General features: G+C 61.6%; 9 protein-coding genes. 2 read left to right on the top strand and 7 right to left on the bottom strand.

Annotated features, from left to right (window positions below; all coding sequences use genetic code 11):
* Positions 1–47: 47 nt before the first annotated feature.
* Positions 48–1,178 carry a hypothetical protein gene (locus tag BA022_RS04905; RefSeq protein ID WP_088886734.1) on the top strand — a complete coding sequence of 377 codons (1,131 nt, stop codon included), beginning with the start codon at positions 48–50 and terminating at the stop codon, positions 1,176–1,178.
* Between the two features lie 70 nt (positions 1,179–1,248).
* Here BA022_RS04905 and BA022_RS04900 read toward each other — a convergent pair whose 3' ends face one another.
* On the bottom strand, positions 1,249–2,256 hold the full coding sequence (locus BA022_RS04900) for a DNA-binding protein (RefSeq protein ID WP_088886733.1): 1,008 nt from the start codon (positions 2,254–2,256) through the stop codon (positions 1,249–1,251).
* A 90-nt stretch (positions 2,257–2,346) separates the two neighbouring features.
* On the opposite strand from BA022_RS04900, the gene BA022_RS04895 reads away from it, so the two are divergent.
* Entirely contained in the window at positions 2,347–3,546 is a 1,200-nt protein-coding gene (locus tag BA022_RS04895; protein WP_228403710.1) for a tyrosine-type recombinase/integrase, read from the top strand.
* Between the two features lie 157 nt (positions 3,547–3,703).
* Here BA022_RS04895 and BA022_RS19570 read toward each other — a convergent pair whose 3' ends face one another.
* From BA022_RS19570 to BA022_RS04870, 6 genes are all read right to left on the bottom strand, one after another.
* Positions 3,704–9,061 (bottom strand): calcium-binding protein, encoded by a 5,358-nt coding sequence (locus BA022_RS19570; RefSeq protein ID WP_187306018.1) that lies wholly within the window; start codon positions 9,059–9,061, stop codon positions 3,704–3,706.
* Positions 9,062–9,065: 4 nt separating this feature from the next.
* On the bottom strand, positions 9,066–9,581 hold the full coding sequence (locus tag BA022_RS19065; protein WP_187306017.1) for a hypothetical protein: 516 nt from the start codon (positions 9,579–9,581) through the stop codon (positions 9,066–9,068).
* Positions 9,582–9,750: 169 nt separating this feature from the next.
* Positions 9,751–10,071 carry a hypothetical protein gene (locus tag BA022_RS04885; RefSeq protein ID WP_088886730.1) on the bottom strand — a complete coding sequence of 107 codons (321 nt, stop codon included), beginning with the start codon at positions 10,069–10,071 and terminating at the stop codon, positions 9,751–9,753.
* A 242-nt stretch (positions 10,072–10,313) separates the two neighbouring features.
* On the bottom strand, positions 10,314–11,879 hold the full coding sequence (locus BA022_RS04880; protein ID WP_088886729.1) for a TolC family protein: 1,566 nt from the start codon (positions 11,877–11,879) through the stop codon (positions 10,314–10,316).
* 124 nt (positions 11,880–12,003) lie between these two features.
* Complete coding sequence (locus BA022_RS04875; RefSeq protein ID WP_088886728.1) at positions 12,004–13,371, bottom strand: HlyD family type I secretion periplasmic adaptor subunit; 1,368 nt, start codon at positions 13,369–13,371, stop codon at positions 12,004–12,006.
* The gene (locus BA022_RS04870) at positions 13,368–15,635 is read right to left on the bottom strand and encodes a type I secretion system permease/ATPase (RefSeq protein WP_088888515.1); all 2,268 of its coding nucleotides are present in this window, start codon (positions 15,633–15,635) and stop codon (positions 13,368–13,370) included. The genes BA022_RS04875 and BA022_RS04870 overlap by 4 nt, the downstream gene beginning before the upstream one ends.
* Between the last annotated feature and the right edge of the window lie 542 nt (positions 15,636–16,177).

Genomic DNA, 16,177 nt, shown 5'->3' with positions numbered 1-16,177 from the left:
TAGAGTGGAACTGGCACACACCATCGACAATAACAAAAGGAGCAACCATGTTTGGCAGCATCGACAAGAGCAAGGGCCTACTGTTCGTCACCCACGATCTAGACCACTCCATTCGGCTGACCATGCAGAATATGCACAAGGAGGTCGAGGGGCTGGACGAGAACCGGCTGCTCAACACGCCGCCCGAAGACCTGAAATTCTATTTGGTCGAAAAGTACTGCATCACGCCGATCACGCTGCTGCGGGACCAGTGGTACGCCGACCATCAGGACGCACCGGTTGATGTACGGCACGACAGCATGCGATGGATCGAAGACAGAAGCCGCCCCTTCATGGTGGCGGGCGAGCGCGTCGAGGTGCACATCCCCTTCGAGGGCGAGTCCGAGCTGTTCTATACGAAGGCCAACACCTTCAACATGAACCCGCCGCGCGCTGTCATCGAGAAGAACGAGATCCTCCTGCGCTACTACACGCCCGCCGATCAGCCCCGCGATATCCGCGCCCTCGTCGATCAGACCCTGCGCGACATCGACCAGCATCTGGGGTGGCAGCGCGACATGATCGACGCGCACAATCGAAACCTTCCTGGCGCTGCGGAACAGGCGATCCGCCAGCGACGCGAGCGGCTGCTGGCGCAATCGCAACGCGCGGAATCGCTCGGCATCCCGATCCGGCGGCGTGCCGATGCGCCCAAGACCTATGCACTCCCCACCGTGAAGCGCAAGGCTGTCCCGACTTTGCCGCCTGCAACGACGGCACAGTTCAAACCAGAACCGGTGCTCGCCACGGACCTGTACGAGCACGTCCTCAAGATCGTGCAGGACATGGCGCTCGTGATGGAGCGCAGCCCTGATGCCTTCAAGGCCATGAACGAGGAAGCCCTCCGGCAGCACTTCCTCGTGCAGCTCAACGGCCAGTTCGAGGGCAAGGCGACCGGCGAGACCTTCAACATGGGAGGTAAAACCGACATCCTGCTACGTGAGGGCGACCGCAATGTCTTTATCGCCGAGTGCAAGTTCTGGAAGGGACCGAAGGCGTTCGGCGAGGCCATCGACCAGCTCCTGGGATACGCGACCTGGCGCGATGGCAAGACCGCGATCCTCGTCTTCAACCGGGGCACCGAAACCTCAACAGTCCTGAGGAGGGCAAGCCGGGATACGGCCAGTTTTGACTCATAAGCCTTCTTTTTATTAGGAGTCTATTTTTTATTCCGATCCGCTGGCTTGGGTCAGGGTCCAGAAGCGCCACTCACCGACCGTCTGGGCTCTCGTTTTCACGCTTTCTGCGCGTGGACTTCTGTGCTGGTTTGAACTGCGCGACCAATGTGCGCAAAGTGTCGGCTTCAGCCTTGTACTGCGCCACGGCCTGAAGGGCTTGCTGCAACTTTACGCCTTGCACCTGGTTCACCCTAGCGCTTTCTCCCATTGAGGCCTTTGCGCTGTCCAGTTCTGCTGCCAACCGGGTCTGGGCAGCATTGGCTTCCAGGAATTTGGCGTGATGATCCCGCTCAGTCTCAGCGAGCTTGCCCCGTAATTGCTCCAACTGCTTGTCCGCCTGCGCACGTGCGGTGCGCTCTCGGTCAATCTCGCGAAGAGCCCGGCGTTCGGCCTCGGTGGCCCTTTGGGCTGCTTCATCGATGGCCGCACGTCCTTTTTCCAGTTCCGCACTGAAATGCTGCCTGCTCTTGGACTGCTCCAACTTCAGCTCATCCACCTGCCGCGAAAGTGCGTCCCCCCGTGCATTGCTTGCAGCGTGCGCGCGCCGCTCCTGGTCCAACTCACCAGCTAAGCCCTGAAGTCGGCTCTCCAGTTCGATGACTTTGTCCTGTGTAGCCTGGATTTGGGCCTCCAGTGTGGTGTTTTGCTGCTGAGCCTCCTGCGCGACTGCCTGGGCGCTCTGGACTTCCGTGCGGGCCTCTACACGCAGCACTTTCAGTTCCTCGCGCGCCAATTCCGTAGCCTGGGCCCACAGCACGCTGACGGCCTGACCTGCGGCCTGTTTCAGCGCATCGGGCAGATCCGGGTGGTCGATCTCCACCCGCGCCTTGTCGCGCAGCTCCTCCCAGAACTTGGCCAACGCCTCGGCCGGGGCGCTCATGGAGCCCTTGCGCACATGCTGGTAGAGCTTGCTTGCGGTAGGTGTGATGCCATGCCGGAAAAACAGCAGTGCGCAGACTTCGCGGTACAGCGTTTTGGTGTCGCTGAATCGCTCCCGCAGGGCTTCAACCTCGGCCTGGATCTCAAGTTTTTGGTTCATTATTAAATAGTACAACGTATAACGTACGATTTAATGAATTTATTTTCAATCTTTGGACATAATTACTCTAATGTCCATAAAATTTGTACTATGAGTGAAATTGCCGTCGCAGGGGTGCAATCGGAGCAGTTGATGCCGCTGGATGAGTTGAAGCTGCCGGAGCACTTGACCGGTGAGCGAGGCCGCAACCGGGCCACCGCTCTCCCCCAGGTGGCAGCGGCTGACGACCGCTCGGCCGTCCTTGCCTGGCTCGCGCGCTACCAGGACTCCCCTGCAACACTGGCCAGCTACCGCAAGGAAGCGGAAAGGCTGCTGCTGTGGTGCGTGTATCAGCACGGCCGGGCCCTGTCCGATCTGACCCACGAGGACTTCCTGGCGTACGAGCGCTTTCTCGCAGACCCGCAACCCGCCAACCGGTGGATCATGCAAGTCGCGCAGAAAGCGCCCCGGTGCTCACCCCACTGGCGACCGTTTGCCAAGCCGTTAGACCGGCAGAGCCAGCGTCAGGCCCTGTCCATCCTCAACAGTCTGTTCAACTGGCTGGTCCAGGCAGGCTATCTGGCGGGCAACCCCCTTGCCCTGCGCCGGCGCAAAGCCGTAGTGCGACCGGCGAAAACCAGTCGATTCCTGCCCCATGAGCACTGGGCGCAGGTGCGTGCGACGATCGAGTCCCTTCCAATCGATACGCCACGCCTTGCCCGGCAGGCGGCCCGATACCGGTGGCTCTTCTCCCTTCTCTACATCGGAGGCCTTCGGATCTCCGAGGTCTGCCACAACTCCATGGGCGACTTCTACTGGCGCCGGGGCGCCGATGGGCGCGAGCGTTGGTGGCTGGAGGTCCGGGGCAAGGGAGAAAAAACGCGGGTAGTCCCGGCAACGGACGAACTGGTGTCGGAGTTGATGCGCTACCGAAAGGCCAATGATCTGTCCCCGCTTCCGCGCGAGGACGAAAACCTTCCCCTGTTAATTCCAGTCATTGGCGCCGCACGCCCCATGGCCCGCAGCGCCGTGCACGAGTTGGTCAAGGATGTTTTTCGAGAGGCCGCAGCGCGCCTGCGTGCCCGAGGGCCGGAGCATGAGGCCGCCGCCGCCCATGTGGAGCAGGCTTCGGCGCACTGGCTGCGCCATACGGCCGGTACCCATCAAAGCGACCGCATGGATCTCAAGGCGGTCCGTGACAACCTGGGTCACGCGAACATTGCTACCACCAGCATCTATGTGCATACGGAGGACGACGTTCGGCACGACCAGACCTCCAGGAACCATCGCCTTGGGTGGTCGGACTCCTGAGACCAGGCCGTGGCCAACGCCCTCGGCCTGGAACTGAAGACCGTTCGTGCGCAGGTAGCGGCCGGGGCCATCGTGAAGCAAGCCCATGACCTCGGTGTGGGCTTGCTCAGTTTTCTTCCGCGACTCCTGGACTGGACGCACGTGCGGGAGTCTGGTGTCAACTCCAGTTGGCAGCAATCACCGGCGTCAATGCCGCCTGATAGGCCGCTGGCAAGGTTGTCTGCCCCGCTGACGGCGGAGCAAACGCAGCCATGGCATCCACCAAGGCCTGTACCTTGCTATCCGTCAACACCTTGCCATCCGCCCAAATCTGCTCCACGTGGCGGCCGGCTCCCAGGTACCAGTCCTTGACGATGGCCTTGTCGCTGGTGCCGATGATGCTGACCTCCAGGTTGTTGAACACCTGCCGGAACCAGATCTGGTCGGTGGTCACGCCCTCGAGGAAGCGCAACAAGTCGGTGTTGCCGCTGGTAGCGTCGTTCTCCTGCACGGTCTCAGCTCCGTACCCAAGGCCTAACACATAGGTGTCGTTGTCTGCGCCCCCAGCGAGAGTGTCGGACCCGGCTCCTCCATCAAGGGTGTCATTGCCCGCCAGTCCATTGAGCACGTCATCACCTGCTCCCCCACTCAGCAGATCGTTCGAGGCATAGCCGTTGAGAACGTCGTTTCCAGCGCCTCCCTGCAACACCTTGGCCTTGATATCCGCGTAGCTCCACTCCGTGCCATCAGCAAAGCGGATGGCATGCAGGGCGTAGCCCTGCGGGGTCACCCCATCATTGACGAAGTGGCTCTGCACCGTGACCTGGTCGCTCGTGCCATTGATCTTCGCAATAAGGCTGTCACCGCTGCGGCTGAGTGTCACGTCCGTGCTCAGCACCCCTTCCTTGAACCGCAGCACATCCTGCTTGTTCGGGTTGACATCGGCAGCGCCGCTCCAGGCATCAGCCCAGTTGTCGATCAAGTCCTGGCCATCGCCTCGACCAAACAGGTAAACGTCGCTGCCCATGCCACCGACCAAGCGGTCGTTGCCAGTACCTCCGTCCAGTGTGTCGTCATCACCCAGGCCACCCCCTCCGTACTGGCCTGCTCCGTACAGGCTGTCATTGCCCGCACCTCCAATCAGTACGTCGGCTCCGCCTTGGCCATACAGTGTGTCATTGCCGTCTCCACCGTCGAGCATGTCAGCGCCCGCGCCACCATCGAGCATGTCGGCGCCCGCATCGCCCATGAGGGTGTCGTTGCCGTTTTCGCCCTGGAGCGAATCGTCTCCATCACCGCCGCCGAGCGTGTCGTTGCCACCAGCGCCTTTGAGCGTGTCGTTCCCACCCAATCCGCCCAGAACATCATCACCGGCGTAGCCGGTGATCTGGTCTGCACCCTCGGTGGGCACCAGCACCTTGGCCTTGATATCCGCGTAGCTCCACTCCGTGCCATCAGCAAAGCGGATGGCATGCAGGGCGTAGCCCTGCGGGGTCACCCCATCATTGACGAAGTGGCTCTGCACCGTGACCTGGTCGCTCGTGCCATTGATCTTCGCAATAAGGCTGTCACCGCTGCGGCTGAGTGTCACGTCCGTGCTCAGCACCCCTTCCTTGAACCGCAGCACATCCTGCTTGTTCGGGTTGACATCGGCAGCGCCGCTCCAGGCATCAGCCCAGTTGTCGATCAAGTCCTGGCCATCGCCTCGACCAAACAGGTAAACGTCGCTGCCCATGCCACCGACCAAGCGGTCGTTGCCAGTACCTCCGTCCAGTGTGTCGTCATCACCCAGGCCACCCCCTCCGTACTGGCCTGCTCCGTACAGGCTGTCATTGCCCGCACCTCCAATCAGTACGTCGGCTCCGCCTTGGCCATACAGTGTGTCATTGCCGTCTCCACCGTCGAGCATGTCAGCGCCCGCGCCACCATCGAGCATGTCGGCGCCCGCATCGCCCATGAGGGTGTCGTTGCCGTTTTCGCCCTGGAGCGAATCGTCTCCATCACCGCCGCCGAGCGTGTCGTTGCCACCAGCGCCTTTGAGCGTGTCGTTCCCACCCAATCCGCCCAGAACATCATCACCGGCGTAGCCGGTGATCTGGTCTGCACCCTCGGTGGGCACCAGCACCTTGGCCTTGATATCCGCGTAGCTCCACTCCGTGCCATCAGCAAAGCGGATGGCATGCAGGGCGTAGCCCTGCGGGGTCACCCCATCATTGACGAAGTGGCTCTGCACCGTGACCTGGTCGCTCGTGCCATTGATCTTCGCAATAAGGCTGTCACCGCTGCGGCTGAGTGTCACGTCCGTGCTCAGCACCCCTTCCTTGAACCGCAGCACATCCTGCTTGTTCGGGTTGACATCGGCAGCGCCGCTCCAGGCATCAGCCCAGTTGTCGATCAAGTCCTGGCCATCGCCTCGACCAAACAGGTAAACGTCGCTGCCCATGCCACCGACCAAGCGGTCGTTGCCAGTACCTCCGTCCAGTGTGTCGTCATCACCCAGGCCACCCCCTCCGTACTGGCCTGCTCCGTACAGGCTGTCATTGCCCGCACCTCCAATCAGTACGTCGGCTCCGCCTTGGCCATACAGTGTGTCATTGCCGTCTCCACCGTCGAGCATGTCAGCGCCCGCGCCACCATCGAGCATGTCGGCGCCCGCATCGCCCATGAGGGTGTCGTTGCCGTTTTCGCCCTGGAGCGAATCGTCTCCATCACCGCCGCCGAGCGTGTCGTTGCCACCAGCGCCTTTGAGCGTGTCGTTCCCACCCAATCCGCCCAGAACATCATCACCGGCGTAGCCGGTGATCTGGTCTGCACCCTCGGTGGGCACCAGCACCTTGGCCTTGATATCCGCGTAGCTCCACTCCGTGCCATCAGCAAAGCGGATGGCATGCAGGGCGTAGCCCTGCGGGGTCACCCCATCATTGACGAAGTGGCTCTGCACCGTGACCTGGTCGCTCGTGCCATTGATCTTCGCAATAAGGCTGTCACCGCTGCGGCTGAGTGTCACGTCCGTGCTCAGCACCCCTTCCTTGAACCGCAGCACATCCTGCTTGTTCGGGTTGACATCGGCAGCGCCGCTCCAGGCATCAGCCCAGTTGTCGATCAAGTCCTGGCCATCGCCTCGACCAAACAGGTAAACGTCGCTGCCCATGCCACCGACCAAGCGGTCGTTGCCAGTACCTCCGTCCAGTGTGTCGTCATCACCCAGGCCACCCCCTCCGTACTGGCCTGCTCCGTACAGGCTGTCATTGCCCGCACCTCCAATCAGTACGTCGGCTCCGCCTTGGCCATACAGTGTGTCATTGCCGTCTCCACCGTCGAGCATGTCAGCGCCCGCGCCACCATCGAGCATGTCGGCGCCCGCATCGCCCCGGAGAGCGTCGTTGCCTGTTCCAGCGTAAAAACTGTTGGCGCTTGCATCGCCAAGAAAAACATCGTGCCCCAGCGTTCCACTTTGCTCGGCGCCACGAAACACGCCGACCGCACGCAACTCGGCGATTAGGGGTGAGCCAGCGGGTAGCGCAGCCATCCAGTCGCTGAGCTTTCTTGTGCCATCGAAGCCAACTTCAGCCAGCGCTTCTTTGCTCAACTGAATCAGTTGCGCCAGATCAACCAAGCCCTTGCTTCGGTCGGCGGTGTAGGCTGACTCCAGCAACGCATCGAGCGCGATGGTCTCAAACCGCACCCCTGACTCATCAATCACCAGTTCGATCGAGTCCAAGTAGGGCTTCAGCCGCGTCTGCACCACCAGCGCCTCGTAGACAGAAACGCTCAGTTCCGCGTAGGCATTCAGAAAGAACGCGACCTGTTGAGCGCCTGTTGAGGACGGGAAAATGTTGTACGTCCGCACACTGCCTTGAACCGTGGGTGCCTGCATGCCGGCCTGCTCGACGGTCACGCCATTGAAGGCTTCCAGCACAGGAACATAGGCTTGCAGCAGCGCCGAGGTAGCCGCGTCTCCGTTGAGCACGAAGCGCCGGTCCGGGTCGTCTACCGAGGTGAGGGCCTGGGTCTGGTTGCTTGCAGCCCAGGCGCGGATCACCCCATCGAGCAGTGCCATCTGGGCGCTGTGCGTGGCAGCGGCGGCGAATTCCTGCATCTTGGCGACCAGCGCTTCGCTCTCCGGCGTGCCCTGGCTCATGGCCTCGCGCAGATCCCTCACCCACCCACTGCCCTGCATCTGCGGCAGCGCTGCTGCAGCCTCGGTGAGCGTCACAGGGGTGTTGAACTCTCGGTAGAACGGGTTGTTGGCCAAATCGAGGTTGGCCGCGGTGGTGTTCACAGCCACGCCGGCAGCGGTGGTGGTGGCGCCGTTGCTGCGAGTTACGGTGGCTGTGCCGTTTATGCTGTTGCCGTTGCCCAGATTGGTCACCGTGTTGCTCGGGGTGAGGCCGATTCCGGTGATGTTCTGGCTGGTCAGCGTGCTGAGCTCGCCCGCCTGGCTCACACCGTCCTGGTTCAGGTCGCGCCACAGACGCACCTGCGTGAAGGCGGCGTCTGCTGCGTTGAACACGCCGTCGCCGTTGGCGTCCAGCGTGCGCAGGGCTTCGAAGCCGTTGCGCGCGTATACAGCGCTGGCTGTGCCGGCCGTGCCCGAGATCAGGGTATCGACGCCAAAAAGCTCGCGCCCACTGTCGATGCTGCCGTTGCCATCGCGGTCCAGCACCAGCCAAGCATCGTCGCCCTGCAGCCAGCCAGTGCCCGTGCGGGTGCCATCCGCATCGTGGTCAAACAACACCGGGTTGCCACCTTGAACGATACCCACGGTTTCGACGCCGTCGCCGTCCAGATCAATAGCCAACGGGTCCCGCGCAACTGGGCGCGAGCGCGTGCCGTTGTAGAAGGAGGTGTTGGCAACGCCGCTGACATTCTGATCTGAATAGAAATCGTAGAACACGTCCCAGAAGGAGGCGGTTCTGAATTCGGTCGAAAGCCCATCTTCGGCGAACGCGTCCCAAGCAACATCCACAAAAATGCCGACAACTACGCCGATCGCAATTGCTGGCAATGTGGTCCCCGCGAGCAGCGTGACCAACACCCCTGCAGCAATCCCCAATGTGGCCTTGGTGACATCCTCCACTGAAGGCCCAGTTGGCGTGGTCTCCTTGTTCAACTCAGCGATCAACTGCGCGGCTGCGACCATCCCCCCCAGCATCCTGGACATTTCGCTTACGGCAGTCAGCAGCGTTGTTGGCGATTTGGTGTGTTGAATGTCGTCCAGAACATGCGTGTTCTGTAGAGCATCTGTTGCCTTATCCGCCCACACCTGTGCTGTCGTACTGAGTCGCCCCCTCAGGCCATCTATTTCGGTACTGAGTTCGGTGGACAACTGTCGCCAGAACAGCTCGGCCCTCTGGAATTTCTGCGCCTCGGACAGCAGCCCATCTCGAATTTCATCAGCGAATTTCGTAATGTCGTCAAACACCTTCAAGGTGTCGTTCGCAAACACCGTCGCCAAATTTGTCTCGGCACCGATATAAAGCCAAGGATTGGTCACCGCATCTTGCATGGTTTGAGCAAAATGCTCTTTTGTCATCGAATCACTCACAGTTGCCTCCATTTTCAAAGAACACACGACGCACACTGAAGCTAATCACCGCGATCATGGCCCCCACTCCCAACGGAAATGCGATGCCGAATATCCCGAGAGCCCACCTTGATCCACCGAACGGGATTAGTCGCGTATCTCCTCCGTGATTTAATGACGCGAAATATATGAATGCGATCCAAATCGGTATAAGTAGAATGAACCATACTTTGTTAGCAATGCTCAGCTTTCTCCTAAATAGAAGACCATCTCTATCTTTTGCCACACGAGTCATCATCCACGAATGCGAAATGATGACAAAAAACGGAATAGTCCAAGCTAATAGAGCGTAGTAAAGCTGCGTGACTTGTGGAAAGTTTGACCGTGAGCCCAATCTGCTCCCAGAGCTTATCAATCCAAGCATCTGTTCAACATAAATTTTGAGTGCCGGCACTTTCTCCAGGATATCGATAGGTGCAAAAGCTGCAACACCAATCCCAATGCACCACACTCCCAGGACCGTATACATAGACAAGAACTCCAGCCTTGATTCGAATACCCTTGGTTTCATAAATTCTCCCACCCTACAGACGTCAAATTTGTCAATAGCCATGGCATTCCATGGAGCGCCAGCGCAATCTCTTCAAGCCACACAGCGGAATTCCCTGCATGACACTCTAATTCGGGAAAGCGATCAGTCAAGCGCAAATACTCCATTTCGACTCATTGGATGAAGTGGTATCAACGGACAATTCGATCGCCACTTCCACCGTATCGAGATACGGCTTCAAGCGCGTCTGCAACACCAGCGCGCTGTACGGCGTGATCTCCAGACCGTCGCCATCCAGGTCCAGGATCAGGGGGTCGACGTAGATGATCTTTTTGACCAGGGGGTCGGAGGTGGTGCCTATGGTGGGGGAGATGACTGATGGCCAGCTCAGCGGTAAGGTTTCACGCAAAAAATCATCTACAACTTTCAAGTGCAATAAAAGTAAAGAAGCATTTTTCATACTCTGCATACGTAATTGACCTCCGTACTATTAAGTACCTTAAAATAAAATAGAAAATCGCAAAAACAATAAGCACCAGAATCTCAAGCCAGATTTGATTTTCAAATTTAGAAAAGCTCACTTGCGTATGTTTGAGAGGTAAATTTAATACAGGGATATTGTTGGCTTCGCCCTAGTCTTGGCCTGCCACACTGCCGGCATGCCGCTGCGGTTTTACGAAAGAAAGAATGGTCGGCCATGAGCTTGCCCCTTTATTCCAACGCTTCCGCTGATGTTTCCTGCAGCCACAGCCTGAGCCGCGCCTTGTTCCAGTCGGTGCGGCCGCGCGCCAGTTCCATCTGGGCCTGCTGCAGGTTGCCGAGGCTCTGGTTGAGCTGGACGATGTCGGCGGCCCCCATTTCATACTGCCGCTGGGAAGAGGCCGCCGCGTCACTGGAGACGGCAAATAGGCTGCGTGCGGCCTGCAGGTTGTTCAGCGCGGCGCGGGCCTCGGCATGCAATTGCACGATGTCTTGCAGCGCCTGTTGCTCGGTGGCCTGCAGCTCGACTGCCTTTTGTTCTACCAGGGCCTGGGCGGCGCGCACTTTGTAGCTGTGGGCAAAGCCGTCGAACAACGGGATGTTCAGGGTCAGTCCCACCGTGTTTTCGTGGGATCGGCTGTCGGTGAGGGTCACTTCGGGCCGGCCGTTGCGGTAGTGCGCCAGATTGAAGTCCAGGGTTGGCAGCCCTTCGGATTGCACGGCCCTGAGGCTGGCCTGGGCGGCCTGCCATTGCGCCCGGGCCACCAGGATGGCGGGATGGTTCTGCGACGCCTGGGCCAGCCACTCGTCCAGCGAGCGGGCCAGAAGCTGGTGCGGGTCGTCGCTGGCAGCTGGCGATTCCTCGCCAGGCACGGGTTCGGCCGCTTCGGTGCGGTAAGCGGTGCCCGGCGGCAGGCCGATCAAGTAGGTGAGCCGGGCCTGGGCCTTGTCGAGTTCACCCTGGCTGCGGCTGAGTTCGAGACCGGTGCGTGCCAATGCCGCTGTGGCCTGGAGCAGGTCGTTGGCGCTGCCAGCGCCACCGACCTTACGGCGCTCCGCGGTCTGCACGCCTCGTTCGGCCAGGGGCAGCAAGCTGCGCTGCGTGGCCAGGCGGGCATGGGCGGCCTGGAACTCGCCGTAGGCCTGCAACACCTCACCCAGCACCTGCCGCGCGGTAGCGTCTTGCGATCGCAGGGCCGCCTGTAGCTGGGCCTGTGCCGCATCGACTCGCGCGCTGCGGGCGCCGAAGTCCCACAGACGCCAGCTCACGATGGCGTGTTGGCGGGTGGCCCTGGTGGTCTGCGCCGGAACGGAGACCCCGCTAAAGCCGACGCGGCTGCGCTGACGCGCCACGCCGGCAGAAAGCTGGGGCAGGTAGGCACTGCGGGCCTGCCCCAGCTGCGCCGCCTGCTGGGCCACGGCGCTCCAGCTGGCGCGCAGCTGGGGGTTGTGGCACAGCGTTAGGTGGATGGCGGTGGGCAGGTTCAGTAGCGGCGATGGTGCGGCCCGATCAGAAGAGTCGGCCTGTGTGTCCTGTAGCAGACGCAAGGCCTGCTGCGGGCTGCCCGCGCTGCCGGCCGCATCACGCGTTGCGCAGGGCCACTCAGTCGGCAGCAGGCCGCCGGCGGCCGGCTGCTGCCGGGCCGAGCCGGGTGGGACGGCCAGCAGGTCAGGAGGCAGTGGCACGACCAGCGGATGACGCAGTTGGCGGGGCTCCGTGCGCAGCGGGTCTTGAAACGGGTTGATGCGGTCGCGCCAGGTGCCAGGGCGGCTGACGTCGGCTTTGTCGCTCGCCATGGCAGTGGCCAGGGCCGCTTCTGGCCCTTGCCTGGTATGGCCTCCCTGCCCGAGGGCCAGTGCCGGCAATAGCGCCAGGGCGCCACAAGCGCGGCGCAGGATGCCACTCGAAGGAGACCAGAATCTATCGTTCACGCAATGCCTCCCTGGTGTGGCGCATCAGGGGGCTCATCACGTATTCGATGACACGGCGGTCACCGGTCTTGATTTCGACGCTGACGGCCATGCCCGGCGTGATGGGGGTCGGCTCGCCCTCGACATCGAGCGTGGTCTCGTCGAGCAGCACCTTGACGGCATAGATGAGGCCGCGCTTCTCGTCGGGGATGGCGTCCTGCGAAACGTGGGTGACCTTGCCCGGCAAGGTGCCGTACTTGGTGTATTCGAAAGTGTCCACCTTGACGGCGGCAGACTGCCCGGCACGGACGAAGCCCTTGTCCTTGTTTTCGATGAAAGCTTCCACCTCCAGCGGACCTTGGCTGGGCACGATCTGCATGATGGGCTGTGCGGCCTGCACGACGCCGCCCAGGGTGTGCACGGCAAGCTGCTGAACGGTGCCATCGACGGGCGCCCTGAGGGTGAGCAGCCTGCTGGTGCTGGCCGCGCGCCGGGCTTCCTGCGTGGATGCCGAGGCGATGCGGCGCGCCTCGGCGATCTGGTCCAGCGCCTGGCGGGAGACTTCGGCGGTCAGCGCCTCGCGCTGGTTGTGCGCCTCCTGCAGCTGCGCCTGCAACTGAAGGCGGGCCTGCTCCTTGTCCTGCCACGCGTCGCGGGAGACATCGTTGGTGGCAGCGAGCTTCTTGTAGCTGGCGGCCTGCTGCGTGGCCAGGGGCAAGGCCTCGGCGTAATGCGCGACGTCGTCGCTGATTTTTTTGCGCTTGGCGGCGTAGTCTTGCCATTGCCCATGCACGTGATGGCTGGCGGCATGCCAACGACCGGCGTCCAGATCAATGCCGTACTGATGATTGAGTTGATCCCGCGGTACGAGGGCGGGCGGCCTGCCTCGCTGCACGGCCTCCAACAGGGCCTGGTTGCGGGTCAGGGTCATCACGGCTTCGCTCTTTTCTCCCAGCGCCCGGTCGCGCTCGGCGTCAAGGGCGGCTGTGTCGAGTTGCAGCAGCACGTCGCCCGCCTTGACGGTCTGCCCCTCGGCGACGCTCAGGCTGACGACGCTGCCCGTCTCGACGGCGGCGATGGTCTTGCTGCGTTCGCTGGGAATGACCTTGCCGGCGGCATTGACGATGATGTCCATGCGCCCCAGCACGGCCCACGCGAAGGCGGTGATCACCAGCATGATGAGCACCCGTGCAATCCAGCGCGCAGTGCGAGAAGGGGGCATTTCCTGCACGGCCAGGGCGGCTGGCAGGAACGCCGCCTCGTCCTCGCGCAGCATCTCCCCGCCCAGTTCGGTGCGATGCCGCCAGAAATGTCCAAAGGTACGGCTGTAACGGCTCCACAGCTCGGCATGCGCCTGGATTCTATGCTTGAGGCTCATGGCTGGGCGGCTCCCACGCTGGCTGACTCCGGCACGCCGCAGGGAGCTGGCTGGTGGCTGCCCTGCTGCAACCGATACAGGTGGCTGTAGATGCCGCGTAGGTTGGCCAGCAGCTGAGCGTGCGACCCCACTTCCGCGATCTGGCCGCGCTCCAGCACGACGATGCGGTGCGCGTCGCGCACGGCCGACAGGCGGTGGGCAATGATGATGACGGTGCGCCCGCGGCAGATGAGGCGCATGTTGTCCTGGATGATCTTCTCGGATTCGTAGTCCAGCGCGCTGGTGGCCTCGTCGAAGATGAGGATGCGGGGATCATCGATTAGGGCTCTGGCGATGGCTATGCGCTGGCGCTGGCCGCCGGACAGCCCGCTGCCGTGCTCGCCGACCAGCGTGTCGTAGCCTTCGGGCAGTTCGCAGATGAAATCGTGCGCGCCGGCGAGCTTGGCCACCTGGATGATTCTCTCGATCGGCGCGGTGGGATTCAGCAGCGCGATGTTGTCACGGACGGAGCGGTTGAACAGCACGTTCTCCTGCAGCACCACGCCAATCTGGTGCCGCAGCGACGCGGTATCGATGATGGAGATGTCCTGCCCGTCCACCAAGACACGGCCGCGATCGGGCACATAGAGGCGCTGGATCAACTTGGCCAGGGTGCTCTTGCCCGAGCCGGAGCGGCCCACCACTCCGATCACCTCGCCCGGGCGAATCCTGAGCTGTATACCGCGAATGACGTCAGGCGCATCGGGCCGGTAGCGGAACGACACCTGGTCGAATTCGATGGCACCTGCCAGACGGGGAATGCGCGTCTTGTTGCCTTCGATCTCGGTGCGTACGTTCAGGATGTCGCCCAGGCGGCTCATGGAAATGCCCACCTGCTGGAAATCGTTCCACAGCTGGGCCATGCGCAGGATGGGACTGGACACCTGGCCGGCCAGCATGTTGAAGGCGATCAGTTCGCCCACGGTGAGCTGGCCATCGATGACCAGCGTGGCGCCCATCCACATGATGCCCAGCGTCACCAGCTTGCTGACCAGCATGACGCCGTTGCTCGCGACGGTGGCGATATTGGTGGTGGACAGGCTGGCTGCCACGTAGGAGGCCAATTGCTTGTCCCAGCGCTGCTGCCAGCGCGGCTCAACGGCCATGGCCTTGACGGTGTCGATACCGCTGATGGTCTCGACCAGAAAGGCCTGGTTCTCTGCGCCGCGATGGAACTTTTCGTCGAGCCGTGCGCGCAGCATGGGCGTGAACACCAGCGAGAGCATCACATACACCGGAATCGATCCCACGACTATCAGTGTGAGCGGGCGGCTGTACCACAGCATCACGGCGATGAACACCACCGAGAACACCAGATCCAGCACCAGCGTCATGGCGTTGCCGGTGAGAAAGGCACGGATGTTTTCCAGCTCCCGGATACGGGCCACCGAGTCGCCAACCCGTCGCGACTGGAAGTAAGCCATGGGCAGTGCCAGCAAGTGGCGGAAGAGCCGGGCGCCGAGTTCCGCGTCGATCTTGCTGCTGGTGTGCGCGAACACATAGGTCCGGATGCCGGTCAGCACGGCTTCGAACACGGTGGCGCAAAGCAGGCCGATGGCGATGACGTTCAGCGTCTGCAGGGCGTGATTGACCAGCACCTTATCCATCACGACCTGGAAGAACAGGGGCGTGATGAGGCCTACGAGTTGCAGCACGAAGGACACCAACAGCACTTCGCCCAAGAGCTTGCGGTATTTGACGACCGCGGGAATGAACCAGCTGAAGTCGAAACGCGAAACCTCTCCGGCGAAGCTGGCCTTGCTGGTGAGAAAGATCAACTCACCACTCCACAGCGCAGTGAAGGCAGCCTCCGTCACCACGCTCGGCGGCTCGCCCGGACGCTGGATCAAAAGCCGGCTCGCCTGCGTTGGTGGTTCGACTGCGGTCGAAGGTGGTGTGTTTGTCGAGGGCTGCCGACTGGCCTCATTGGAGGAGGAGTCGACCTTCGCCAGGATGAAGAAGCGCCCGTCGGTATCCAAGGCCAGGCAGGGCAGCGGCGCCTTGCGCAGCCTCTCGACAGGCTGTCGCACGAGCTTGGCGCTGAACCCCAGGGTCTTGGCCGCGTGCAGCAGCGTGGTGGTGTCGAAAGAAGCCTGGCCGTACTCGTGGCGCAACTTGGCGGGGTCGGCGCGCAAACCATGGTACTGCGCCATCATGAGCAGGCACCGTAAGCCTGATTCGTCCTGCTCAAGCGATGGCAGCGGTTCCCCCGCCATCGCGTGCATGGCGTCATGTTCGTCGGCCATCTACCCCCCTCGCTCACTTTTGTGATTATTGAGATTGAATGTAACCAACAAGTAGTGGTGATGATCGCCGGACAAGGTAACTACATGTTTTGAATGGCTAGCCGTGTGTCTAGTTTCTGTGCTGCGACTCATCCTCCGTTCGGCAAATGAGATCAAAAAGCCTGCAGACCATGAGAAATCTTGCGCAGCATCGAGCGGTTTTGTCCTGCGAACGTCTAGCGCACGACACTGATAGTGCAGCTTCTCGGCCACGTCCTCTACGATGCGCATCATCTGGCAGCCGCAGATGCAGGTCCCGGGCTCGTGGCTAATCGCGCTTGGGCAGACTCGCCGGCCGCGGTTGGGGACGCCCATCCCATTGCATGCCGAGCGCGGCCTTGTTTGCAGCTAACTCGGTACCGTTCCGCTTATGGATGATTAAGGGTTAACCCTCGACATCTAACCCGGTGTTCAACACCGAAATTGAGATCACCCCGATCCAGTCGAGGTCACCCGACGCCATCAGCTACGCTGTGTGCTCA

Origin of the sequence: Diaphorobacter nitroreducens, assembly GCF_002214645.1 — a bacterium.
Lineage (GTDB): Bacteria > Pseudomonadota > Gammaproteobacteria > Burkholderiales > Burkholderiaceae_C > Diaphorobacter > Diaphorobacter nitroreducens.
This window is presented reverse-complemented; position numbering and strand designations above follow the sequence as displayed.

Bases quoted from the DNA above. Each gene is read 5' to 3' on its own strand.
- BA022_RS19570 (WP_187306018.1), bottom strand. From the start codon at position 9,061: ATGACAAAAGAGCATTTTGCTCAAACCATGCAAGATGCGGTGACCAAT.
- BA022_RS04885 (WP_088886730.1), bottom strand. From the start codon at position 10,071: ATGCAGAGTATGAAAAATGCTTCTTTACTTTTATTGCACTTGAAAGTT.
- BA022_RS04880 (WP_088886729.1), bottom strand. From the start codon at position 11,879: ATGGCGAGCGACAAAGCCGACGTCAGCCGCCCTGGCACCTGGCGCGAC.
- BA022_RS04900 (WP_088886733.1), bottom strand. From the start codon at position 2,256: ATGAACCAAAAACTTGAGATCCAGGCCGAGGTTGAAGCCCTGCGGGAG.
- BA022_RS19065 (WP_187306017.1), bottom strand. From the start codon at position 9,581: ATGTATACGGTCCTGGGAGTGTGGTGCATTGGGATTGGTGTTGCAGCT.
- BA022_RS04895 (WP_228403710.1), top strand. From the start codon at position 2,347: ATGAGTGAAATTGCCGTCGCAGGGGTGCAATCGGAGCAGTTGATGCCG.
- BA022_RS04875 (WP_088886728.1), bottom strand. From the start codon at position 13,371: ATGAGCCTCAAGCATAGAATCCAGGCGCATGCCGAGCTGTGGAGCCGT.
- BA022_RS04905 (WP_088886734.1), top strand. From the start codon at position 48: ATGTTTGGCAGCATCGACAAGAGCAAGGGCCTACTGTTCGTCACCCAC.
- BA022_RS04870 (WP_088888515.1), bottom strand. From the start codon at position 15,635: ATGCACGCGATGGCGGGGGAACCGCTGCCATCGCTTGAGCAGGACGAA.